At 41.2% G+C, this 12,028-nt stretch carries 10 protein-coding genes; 1 reads left to right on the forward strand and 9 read right to left on the reverse strand.

Features of this window, described 5'->3' with window-relative positions:
- The first annotated feature begins 296 nt into the window (after positions 1-296).
- Positions 297-1,550 carry a retropepsin-like aspartic protease gene (locus QYZ87_07395; protein ID MDN4754351.1) on the forward strand — a complete coding sequence of 418 codons (1,254 nt, stop codon included), beginning with the start codon at positions 297-299 and terminating at the stop codon, positions 1,548-1,550.
- Between the two features lie 51 nt (positions 1,551-1,601).
- On the opposite strand, the gene QYZ87_07400 is transcribed toward QYZ87_07395, so the two are convergent.
- The 9 genes from QYZ87_07400 to QYZ87_07440 all read right to left on the reverse strand — a co-directional run bounded on the left by QYZ87_07400 (position 1,602) and on the right by QYZ87_07440 (position 11,478).
- Positions 1,602-2,642 (reverse strand): glucosaminidase domain-containing protein, encoded by a 1,041-nt coding sequence (locus QYZ87_07400; protein ID MDN4754352.1) that lies wholly within the window; start codon positions 2,640-2,642, stop codon positions 1,602-1,604.
- Between the two features lie 14 nt (positions 2,643-2,656).
- Positions 2,657-3,373, reverse strand: coding sequence for a 2-phosphosulfolactate phosphatase (locus QYZ87_07405; GenBank protein MDN4754353.1), 717 nt, complete (start codon positions 3,371-3,373; stop codon positions 2,657-2,659).
- Positions 3,370-4,104 (reverse strand): copper homeostasis protein CutC, encoded by a 735-nt coding sequence (locus tag QYZ87_07410; protein ID MDN4754354.1) that lies wholly within the window; start codon positions 4,102-4,104, stop codon positions 3,370-3,372. The genes QYZ87_07405 and QYZ87_07410 overlap by 4 nt, the downstream gene beginning before the upstream one ends.
- Positions 4,105-4,111: 7 nt before the next feature.
- Positions 4,112-5,869, reverse strand: a complete 1,758-nt coding sequence (aspS, locus tag QYZ87_07415; GenBank protein ID MDN4754355.1) for an aspartate--tRNA ligase — start codon at positions 5,867-5,869, stop codon at positions 4,112-4,114.
- A gap of 38 nt (positions 5,870-5,907) precedes the next feature.
- Positions 5,908-7,161 (reverse strand): hemolysin family protein, encoded by a 1,254-nt coding sequence (locus QYZ87_07420; GenBank protein ID MDN4754356.1) that lies wholly within the window; start codon positions 7,159-7,161, stop codon positions 5,908-5,910.
- A 126-nt stretch (positions 7,162-7,287) separates the two neighbouring features.
- On the reverse strand, positions 7,288-7,842 hold the full coding sequence (locus tag QYZ87_07425; protein ID MDN4754357.1) for a hypothetical protein: 555 nt from the start codon (positions 7,840-7,842) through the stop codon (positions 7,288-7,290).
- 5 nt (positions 7,843-7,847) lie between these two features.
- A complete protein-coding gene (locus QYZ87_07430; protein MDN4754358.1) occupies positions 7,848-8,660 on the reverse strand; it encodes a hypothetical protein in 813 nt (270 codons plus the stop codon).
- Between the two features lie 29 nt (positions 8,661-8,689).
- On the reverse strand, positions 8,690-10,039 hold the full coding sequence (locus QYZ87_07435) for a tetratricopeptide repeat protein (GenBank protein MDN4754359.1): 1,350 nt from the start codon (positions 10,037-10,039) through the stop codon (positions 8,690-8,692).
- 119 nt (positions 10,040-10,158) lie between these two features.
- Entirely contained in the window at positions 10,159-11,478 is a 1,320-nt protein-coding gene (locus QYZ87_07440) for a hypothetical protein (GenBank protein ID MDN4754360.1), read from the reverse strand.
- Positions 11,479-12,028 lie beyond the last annotated feature (550 nt).

The following is a 12,028-nucleotide window of genomic DNA, read 5'->3' on the forward strand; positions in this document are numbered from 1 at the left end:
TCATGAGGAAAAGAATCCGTTCTCATATAAAAGAATTATTTTTCCTATGAGAAGAAGATCTCTTTCATATAACTAAAAACCCCCTGCCTATTGGCACTACCTCAAGTGGCTTTAGCTACGGTCTTCATCCTCTTTATTTCTCTCTATAGGACAGCGGGTTATAAATAAATCCACTCTATTAGTAATCGTTTTTGAAGCGATTGATCTAAAAAGACTTACATTTTTATTTCGAAGATTCTCTATTATGATTAACTTTGAGATAAAGATAGTCGCCTTACTTAATAGTGTATAAAGAAATGAAGAATATCCTCCGACTTACGATAATCATAATATTAGTCTGCTCAGCTTGTTCCTCACCAACCGTGAGCATACGTCGTGCTATACATGAAAAGCAGGATCACCACATCTCTTATGCGTCTTGGGGAAAAGCAGTTAACGATGCAGACTTTACCGTTGCACGAAAGATGACTGATAATATCGCAGATGTAGAGGTCATTGATGCTTTTGAAACTCTATTCGAGGGAGATGTTGATAAGGCTAGAAGCATATTTAAGAAAACAGAAAGCGAGGAGCACAGTTACCTGGAATCCCTCATGCTTCCCTACTACTTTTATCATGGGATGCATAAGGAGTGTCACGCGTTAGCGAAAGAAATAGGAAATGATCTGTACTCACTATCTGGAATCTTAGGAACTAATCCTGAGCCTCATTTTTCATGGGGTGCAGATAACGTAACACTACCAATCCTTTCATTCAACTACGGAGGTACACCTATCATCGAGGTCGTTCTGAATGGTAAGAGCTTGAGATTTATCGTAGATACAGGCTGTTCGTCCACAACCATCTCTGAAGAGACTGCTAATGAATGCAATATTCATCAGCTAGAGCAATCAATTCCAATGATTGATGCTAACAAATCAAGCTCTGAAGCAAGTGCTGGGATTGCAGAGCAAATAATACTTGGAGACCTCTCCATAAGCCACCAGCCTATCTTTATAGTGAAAAATCTATCCCTAGACTTTTTCGGCATCTCAATTGGTAAGATGGATGGTATTATTGGTTGGGATATCCTTCAACAGCTAAATGTGGTGATTAATTGGGGTGAAAAGTATATTCGTCTGTCTAAACCCAATCGGACAAGAGTGAACGAACCTAATCTGCACGCCATCACATCGCCATTTGTGACGGTAAGAGATGAACAAGGTATTAAATATTACCTGCACTTAGATACTGGAGCGAAGCAGACAGAGCTATTCCAAAAGGCATTAGACAAAGGGAATTTGAAATACTCTAAGAATGGAAACAAGATTAGCTTCGGGGTCAATTCAACCAAGCGAACAAGTTCCAAGAGGGTAAAGAACTTCACATTAAGCCTAGGACAGCATCAATTCTACTTCGATAAAATAATTGCTACTGAAGAATCTGATATTAGTGGTTTTGTGAAACTTGATGGGAGAATGGGGACCGATATCTTCAGAGAGGGAGCCATCGAAATAGACTACCAAGCTGGATATATTCGATACCTCAGCAAGGAAGGAATAGCTGACTAACGATGAGAAGTCGGCCCGACCTATTCTCAATAGTATTAAGGTGGGAAGATGTTATCTCAAACGAAGGACATCACCTTCCTGTGGGATATAATCACCAGGGAGTTGATTCAGCTTATAGATAACCTTCAGTTGCACTCCATATCGCTGAGCGATGTCATGAATAGACTCCCCTACCGTAACCACGTGTTCGTAATACGGAGGAGTGGCTCTATTTAGCTTCTTCTGAAGGTACACAACATCTCCCTTCTCAAGTGGATAGCCCTCAGGTAGCTCGTTATATCGGGTTAGCTTACGCTCTGATATATCCACATCCTGAGCTATATCACTCATGGTATCCCCCTCGTCAGCAAGGACGTAGAGCAATCCATAACTAATGTATATCTCACGTTCCTTCTCTGTCGTCGGCGAAGGCTGGAATGTCGGAGGTGTCGTCGGTGCATGCTTGGCTATAGGAGCTTCCTTCTTCACTTCTCTCTTAGGCTGAGACGGTCTATTGTACACGTAGTTACGGCCTACGTTTCCATTATCAATAAGGTATAATTGATAATCCTCTATGATCTTAATCAACTTATTGGCATATCCTCTATCAGTAGCATATCCTGCTTTTTGAAGACCTTTTGCCCAGCCTTTGTAGTCAGTTGGATTAAGGAGAAAAAGCCTCTTGTACCGAGTTTGCTGGAGGAAGTTTGCATGATCCTCATACGAATCTGCAGGATCTCCATATGATCTGAAGCACTCATTCGGACGGTCATCGGTATGATAGGCTCGCCCACCTCTCCAGGAGCTATGACACTTGATACCGAAGTGGTTATTATGCTGTGAAGCGAGAGTACTCCCACCGGCTCCACTCTCTAATAACCCCTGTGCTAGAGTGATACTAGCGGGAATACCATATTGTCTCTGATTTCGCAAAGCAGTAGCAGCATACATCTCTATATATCTATTATAGGCGGCATTTGGTCCGTATGCTGTAATATGCACACCTTCTGCAGATGAGGGGTTATAGCTCTTAGCACTTCTACGGCTACCCCCACATCCCGTCATGATGAGGAGCGTAAAAATAAATATTAGAGAATAATAAAGCTGCTTCATATCAATATGTTACCTTAAGTAGTTATGCAAATCATCCCATCCTTTTGAACTGTCGCAATGGGTAAAGTTTGGGACAAATCAAGAGTCATACAGTATTCGTAGGAATTATCCTTCCCAGCCGCAACCATTCTGGGATAATGGTTACTCTCCTTAGTATAATTCATCAACTGTCCTTTGTGCATACGCCATAGCTCCACAAACATCTCTGAAACATCAGTAACAGGCGTGTGTGTTTCGCTTAACGCATCTAACAGAGCGGCTGCAAAGAGAGTATCTTCCTTAGCGGGCTTGCCTTTCCATCCTGCACACACCGCAAGGACATTCTTATCTCTACAATAGTTTGCGACGGCACTTAGATTAATAAAAGAGCCTATCACCACCTGGTGCCCTGCTTCGATACAGGACTTTATCGTACGCGTTCCATTCGTGGTGGTGAAGTAAATAGTCTCCCCTTCTGTGGTTTCTGGTGTGTATTCAAATGGGTCATTTCCAAACTTTGCAAAAGGGCATCGCACTACATTTCGCTCAGCTCCTACTGTACTCCCCTTTTTAGCAAAGCTCTCTGCCTCTTCAACTGTCTCGAGTGGGTAAATAGCCTTAGCACCATTCTGCAATGCTGTAATGATCGTGGATGATGCTCTGAGGACATCAATAACGACCGCCACGGAGTTTTTCTGAGGGTACTGTCCTATAAGCTCTGGAGAGGGAATTATATCAATGGGTAATTTCATAACTGTCTTATTACTGCTCTAACCTTTTCGACATCTGTCATCGGATATTGGTACTCATCAGCCAGATCACTCCCACCCATAGAGATATTAGTATTGTGATACGCCATATGGCTAGGGATCATGCTCTGAAAGGAGCCGTGAAGCTCACGAACTCCAGTTTCGTTAGCTATCTTCTGAGCATTCTCAACACACACTCCTGAGCCAGCCATCACTTCAATCCGAGCATTAGCTTGATGAACCAAGCTACGAATTATAGGAATACCTTCCTCAGCGGTCTGCTTACCACCTGAGGTCAGGATACGAGAAAAGCCTAGATCTATCGCTACCTCTAGGGTGGACGATAGGTCTAGGCTCATATCAAATGCTCTATGTAACGTTACAGGAAGTCCATCTGCAGCTTCGATCAATGCTCTACAAATCTCTTTATTCAGCTGTCCATCGGCTGATAATGCCCCCACAACAAATCCATGCACTCCTAAATCTCTAAGATAGCGGATGTCGGCTAGCATCTGCTCTACCTCTAAATCGCTATAAAGGAAATCTCCTCCTCTTGGACGAATAATGGGAAACACTGGAATATCAACCGACTCTAACGCCCCCTTCACCATCCCGGGTGATGGGGTTATACCGCCTTCTCCAAGGGCAGCACAGAGCTCAATCCGTCCTGCACCTCCCTCTTCGGCAGCGATACATGAAGCAATAGAATTAGCACAGACTTCCAAGAGTACCATACTCCGATTATTTCTTTAGGGTTACAGCCAAATGTAGTTCATCAAGCTGCTCATCATCAATAATAGATGGAGCATCAATCATCACATCTCTTCCAGAGTTATTCTTAGGGAAGGCAATGGTGTCACGGATGCTATTAAGCCCTGCAAATAACGATACCCAACGATCAAAGCCATACGCTATACCACCGTGTGGAGGGGCACCAAACTTAAAGGCGTTCATTAAGAATCCAAATTGCTCTTTGGCTTTTTCAGCAGTAAAACCAAGGACTTCAAACATCTTGGCTTGCAGACCACTATCATGAATACGAATAGATCCGCCACCTACTTCTACGCCATTGATAACCATATCATAAGCATTAGCACGTACTTTACCTGGATCGGTATCTAGTAGTGGAATATCTTCAGGCTTTGGAGACGTGAATGGATGGTGCATTGCAAAATATCTTTGAGACTCATCATCCCACTCAAGGAGAGGGAAATCAACGACCCACAGGCAGGAGTATTCTCCCTCTTTCATTAGTCCTTGTCTCCGTGCAACTTCTAATCGTAACTCGCCGAGTTGCTTTCTGGTCTTCATCACATCATCTCCACTTAATATAAGGATGAGGTCGCCTGCTTCAGCTTTCATCTCCTTAGCAAGTTCTTGTAACACCTCTTGAGTATAGAACTTATCCACACTACTTTTGACATCACCATCCTCTTGTACTCGGGCATAGACCATCCCTTTCGCTCCTACTTGTGGACGCTTGACATAGTCAGTCAGCTGATCCAACTGCTTACGGGTATAGACCGCAGCACCTTTCACGCAAATACCCCCAACGTATGCAGCTTCATCAAAGACTTTAAATCCATGTCCTTGCAGAACATCCATGAGCTCAACAAATCGCATATCAAAACGGGTGTCAGGCTTGTCCGAACCATAATACTTCATCGCATCGTGCCATGAGATATGTGGATAGGGATCCTTTTGATCAATATCCAGAACAGTCTTAAATAGATGCTTACTGAGCCCTTCGAATGTTTCTAAAATATCTTTCTGCTCTACAAATGACATCTCACAGTCTATTTGTGTAAACTCTGGCTGTCTGTCAGCACGAAGGTCTTCGTCACGGAAGCACTTTACGATCTGGAAATAACGGTCAAAGCCTGCAACCATAAGCAATTGCTTGAAGGTTTGTGGTGACTGTGGAAGAGCATAGAACTCTCCCTCATTCATACGAGAGGGAACCACAAAGTCTCTAGCCCCCTCAGGTGTGGACTTAATGAGTACAGGAGTCTCGACTTCAAGGAAATTGAGCTGACTTAGGTAATTACGTATCTCAATCCCCATACGATGGCGAAGCTCTAGATTACGACGAACCACAGAGCGACGGAGGTCTAAGTAACGGTACTTCATCCTCAGTTCATCACCGCCATCACTTTCATCCTCAATCGTGAATGGTGGTGTCTCGGACTTATTAAGGACCTTCATCTCACTGACTATAAGTTCTACTTCGCCAGTATCTAGGTGGTCGTTCTTAGAGCTACGCTCTGCGACCACCCCTTTTACTTGAAGTACGAACTCCCTTCCTATATGTGCTGCTTGCTCAGTAAGCTCAGCATTCTTTTCGTCGCTAAAGACTAACTGGGTTACACCATATCTATCTCGTAAATCAATAAAAATCATTCCCCCTAATTTACGATTACGCTGTACCCATCCTGCAAGCGTTATCTCCTCACCCACATTTTGTAGTCTTAATTCACCACAAGTAGTTGTTCTGTACATAGTTTCTTCTATCTATATTTTTCGAAGCCTTATTAGTTTTACGACTCCATCTTTTTAAGTTTCACTAGTGTTATCTTATTCTCTGTTGCCCTCATCACCTTGAATTGAAAATCTGGTGCAATGGAAAATTCCTCACCTCGATCAGGAATACCTTGATAATGGTAGAGAATGAATCCTGCAATCGTCTTGAAATCCTCATCTTCAGGTAAGTCCAGATCAAACTTTTCATTCAGAGTATCCAGCTCTGCACGACCAGAGATAATGTACTCACGCTCCCCTACTTGACGCATCACCACCCTATTGGTATCGTGCTCATCCTCTATATCTCCAAAGATTTCCTCTACAATATCTTCAAGAGTAATGATGCCTGCCGTCCCTCCAAGCTCATCCACGACGACTGCGATGCTCATCTTCTCATTGAGTAGTTTCTTCATAATCCTATCAGCACCTAAGGACTCAGGCACATAGAGTGTGGGATGAATATGATTCTGCCACAACGATCCTTCACTCTCAACCTTGTACATCTCGATACCGTGAATATACCCAATAATATCATCTATATCTTCATTATATACTAGGATCTTGGAGTAGCCAGTTTTATCAAAGAGGGCTATCAGCTCATCCAATGGAGTAGCGGAATCCACCGCCCTAATCTCATTACGTGGGATATAACAATCCCTTACCTTTACTTCTGAGAACTCTATTGCATTCTGTAATATCTTAGCTTCGGATGCCTTTTCCTCCTGGGTAACATTGGTCTCAATGTAATAATCCAAGTCCACCTTACTTAGTGGCTGTACTGTATCTTCCTCATTCTTGACTCCCAAAATCTTAAAGGATAAACTACTCAGAGCGGAGACTAGAATAGTAACGGGAAGAAGTAGTATATATATAATCATCAGAGGGAAAGAAAGTACCTTCAACGTAGTATTTGGCTTAAGCTGACCGATAGACTTCGGTAAATACTCTCCAAAGACGATAACGATTGCCGTAGAGATCATCGTTTGTATCAACATGACCAAAAAGTCATTTGGAATAACTTTGGATAGAGGGGCCTCTAGTACCATCGCGAAACAGAGACCATACACTACGTTTATAATATTATTCCCTATTAAAATCGTAGTAATAAACTTACCCATACGCTTATAAAAATAAGCTTGGATCTTAGAGACCGTGCTTCCTTGACTTTTATCCAGCTCTACTTGCAACCTATCGGCTGAAACAAAGCTAATCTCGCTCATACTAAAGAAAGCTGAGAAAAGGACACACAGTATGATGGCAAGATATAACATGGTTATACTCTGAAATAAGTTTGGCTTGACGCCATTGCTTGTTTTGGGTAGAGATTATCTACTTTTCCTATCATATTTATGGCGGTTAGCCCCAACGCTGAATCGCAACTCTGTATATTTATACTATCATCTTCCATGATATTTGTCTTCTAATGCTCTCAACTTATCTTTCAAATGACTGTGGATCCATATAGAGGAACTACACAAAATAACCACATACATAGAAATCGAGGTCATACTCATAGAAAGGGTTGCAGTCTTCATTTCTGAATCCACTAATTCCAATACAGACGTATAGAATATAGATATAATAAAGAGTATAATAATAACCCAACAAACCATTTGGATCCTTTTGCTCCACTTCACCTTCCTACTATAACTGTCTATGAGTACTTTTAGGTAAGACAAATCCTGCTCCTGACGAACAACAGCCTGAGTGGACTTACGCAAATAAAATTTATATCTCGAATCAATGATTATATAAATCACCACTAAGAGCAAAAAGGCTATTCGGATAAAATTAAGTCTAGACGACATCATCGCCGCATCTACATCAGCACCAAAGGTCATCACCGTAAGCACGATATAACATAGGAGAGCTACGGTACTCAGTGTAAAAAACACATTTGAGACTCTCTTAATGGTCTCTAGCTTTTTTTCTATTTCAGATAGAGTTTTCATAATCATTACTTTTTCTTTATTAACGAATCGGGAGCTAAATATTTTTTCCTTTCTACTTTTCGGATAACCTTCTTCGTTGGACTATTCAACCTTGATTCATCATCACTATTTGAAGAGACTGAATCGAGGTTATCTGCACTATTCGCAGAAGTGGGCTTCACTGACGTACTATCATTGGCCATCGCAGTACTATCATTTACCACCATAGGCTGATCTTCGACATCAAAATGCCCATGAGAGGAGTACAACTCATATCGCGTCATGCTTTGATTACTCTTGAAGCCAAAGTCGCTCTCTATCAATTGTCCTGAAGAACGCTCTATCATGATATACTCATGCGAATAAACTTCCTGAAGACTTTCATCCCAAAAAAGTGAATGACCAAAGAAACGCTGTCCCTCACGATTCAAGACCTCCACATTGCCCTTTAGCTCCCATAACTGTCTCTCTCTATAATAATATGCGGTATCAGCTTTTATAGAAGCTTGAATGTTAAAGAGAGTATCGAACTGCTCAACATATAGTCCTTCAGGAAAATACCATTTGTCTTCGGGCTTATCAAAGACATACCACTTAGCGGCATTCAACTTATACTTAGTAATCCCGCTATCGGAGATGAGCGTCTCTACTCCAGTAGTGAGAGAGGTGTATTCAAGTGAGTCAATATCACTAGTTAGCACATCCCCCTTCCGATGATTACAAGCCATGAACGACCATATAATATACAAAAAGATGACAGCACACCCCAATGACTTGGGGCGTGCTAGCACCTTTACGTAACTTTTATGTTCTAAAAAGTTCTTACAAATGTCGCTCATAAATCTTATATACTGAGCGGATCAAGTTCTTATTTAATAGTACGTACAGTAGTACTCTCCCCGATCCATCCTCCGATATAGAATGACTCACCCTCTTGAATATCTGGGTGCATAAAGACATCCTCCTTACGTGGGAAGTGACTACGGAACTTAGCAATACTTCTTGAAGCCTCATCAGAGACACTTGGGTCGATAGCTCTAGCACGCTCTAGCTTGTCCACTACTAGGCAGTAAACCACTCTCTGCTTTACAGGGTCATCAGGGAAGATGCTTCTAGCAGTATCTGCATACATTTTAGCGATCAGGATCATAGGAGCTCCAAATCCACTCTTCTCTTGCATTGCCTTATTAGCAAAGTTACGTGCTGAAGAGTAGCTATTTCGCTCATAGTTAATCACAGCCATCATAAAGTATGACTCCCCGATATCACTTGAGTCATCACTCATAGAGATAGCTTCTTCGAAATATTTAATCGCACGATCGTAATTTTTATCTTTATACGCCTTTAGAGCAATACCACGAGCAGCACCAGCTGATGGCTCCAATTGATACATATACTCAGAGGCTGTGAAGTACACATCACTTTCAGTACATCCTACAGAACGAAGGACCTTGATCACGCCCGCCAAAAATTCCTTATCACTTTTCTTACCATCAAGCTGAGGACCATAAATCTTATCCATCATTTCACAGCTTGCAGCACCACTACTTGCAAAGAATGTCTGAGCATCGTTCTTATACTGTTCAATAGTCTTAGCTTTCTTAGCATCACCTGCTTCATTAGCCTTACTGATCTGAATATCGAAGTACTTATCCACCATTAGATGGTCATCGACATACTGGCTCTTATAATCCTGATTCTTGTACATACGTGCCATAGACGCATACACGAACTGAGATAGAGTAAATGGGTCAGTATTCTCCTTCATTTCACTCACGACAGGTTCCAACCAGCCATAGATTTTATTGAAGTCAGTATCATTTCCCATGTAAGTCATATAATCCTGAACTTTACTTCCGAGGATATAGTCCTTACTGATCTTTTTGTCATCACCAAAATATTTGATGCGATTATCATACACACCTAAAAGCTCGTCCAAGAAAGCCATCTTCTCTTCCTGAGTCTTAGCCTGCTCTATCTTCCATCTAAGGATCTCCGGACCATATATATATATGTTCTTTGACTCTTGAGGGCAAGCGTCATACACTTTTTTCCAGAAGTTATAAGCATCTAGATAGTTCTTCGACTTAGCGTGTACTGTGAAGTACGACACGTTCTTAGCGCAATCTATATTTGCACCTGAGTTATCTGCATCTGTCTGTGCCATAGCAGTCAAGGCAAATAGAAAGCTCATAAGTAGCATTAATCCTTTTTTCATGATATATTCTTTCTTTAATTTAATATTAAAATTTTTCGTTCCAACTCATTAAGACATACTCACGTCTTTCTTGGGTTATCTGTATATTGGATAAACAAATATCGCAATCGTTTAGTCCATTAATAAATTTTCAACTTTCTAAACCATGTCTCATTAAAGCTAATACCAAGAGATAGCTTCAATACGTCTTGAGAAAAGTTCTTGCTCAATGGGGATATATCCTTATTATACTCTAGGGTCAAGTTAATCATTGACAACCGATCACTAACAACCATATTGACAGGCATTCCAATTCCTATAGAAGCACCGACAGTATGTAGTCCTCCCACTACGGGGCGATCTAAATATGATGAGCTATAATTTATCCCAAAGCGATAGCTCATCTTTTCATAATATTTTCGTGAATACAAGTCAGGTAATAACTCCATCCCCAAAGCAGCATGATGGCGATCCAGCATTTTCACTCCGTCATTAACGAAGATATTATCCACTCCGCTCCATAGCTCAACCCCATAGTCAAGTGCCAATGTCATCTTATTAGGTATATTCCATGAAAGACCAGCAGCAATCTTGTGTGGCAGAGAAGCATCTGCGGTTATATTTTTATCAGTAATCTCTGGTTTATTCTGAGAGCCAAAATTACGATTTTCAAAGTAAAAAAGTTCTGGCTTAATAGGCAACTTCGGCGTATATGTCAGACCGATGATGACCTCATCCTGACGTTTATTCTTCATCTTAAATTTATACTGAGCACCCAAATCAAAAGACCAATCTCTTAATCTCAGTGAATTCTCAGTGTAAGTCTGTGCCAAAGAGTTCGTATTTGGTATAAGGTGTACGATATTAGTAACCGAACCAAACATATAGCGTCCATTCACACCTAGATATAGATTATCCCAAAGACGACCACCTAGACCTAGATACACAGACTGAAGCGACCCCTTACCAGTATATCGTTGTTGGAATTTGCTAAAGCCATCCTCGCCTTCAAGGTCCACCTCTGTGGTCAATCCATACCCAACATTGGACATCGGAACCAAGCCTGCACTTAGAGCCAAGCGATTTTTATACAGTGGCATCTGTACCGCTATATAATCGACGCCCCCTAAGAAGGTTGTTTTTTTATTGACGCCATCCCTATAGTGCCCCATATTTACAGAAGCACCGACATCAATCAAAAAAGAAAGTGAATCAGTAGCACCATATCCAGCTGGATTAAGAAAGTTTATAACCCTCTTATCATTCATACCAACTCCAACGCCCCCCATTCCACGCCATGATACAGGGGCACTATTTTGCATAGTTCCATACCCAAAGCGTGAAAGCGGTGTTGACTGTATATCCTGGGCTTTTACCCCATTAACATTCAACATACTATAGACGCCTATGATGAGGCTAACTATAATCAGAGATCTTTTTATTCTATCGTATTGCATCATATTTTTTTTGCGAAATGGCAAAATCATTGACAAATATAAGGGAAAAAACGCATATACCCGCACCCTAAAGATTAGAAACTAGGTTAAACTTCTAACTACCAGCTATATATCGATAAAACCAGCCATAAATACTACTAAAAGTAAGACCTCTTTAGGAAAGATCGTCATAAAACTTAATATCTATTAGCTCGAATTAAAGAATATTACCACTACACGGCACTCATTAGCCTCTCCATGCACGACGGGTGTAATTATGAGCTATCCTCAACACCTTACGTCAGCACGCGTTAATGTATCATGCTTTAATCATTATATCAGCCAGAAACAGCTGATAACTTGAGTGGCTCACTCCTACAGCGTATCTCTTGAAAGGGGCATAAAAATCATCCTATAGGAAACGAATCTCCTTCTCATAGGAAAAAAATATGTTTCCTATAGGATAAGTTTTTCTTTCATATAACTAAAATCATACCAGCTATTATTTGTCAGGTAAAACCATCTTAACAACGGCCTCCTAATCAATATTTATCACTCTGTATCAAAGCCTTTC

This window comes from Porphyromonadaceae bacterium W3.11 (assembly GCA_030434245.1).
Taxonomy (GTDB): Bacteria; Bacteroidota; Bacteroidia; order Bacteroidales; family Porphyromonadaceae; genus Porphyromonas_A.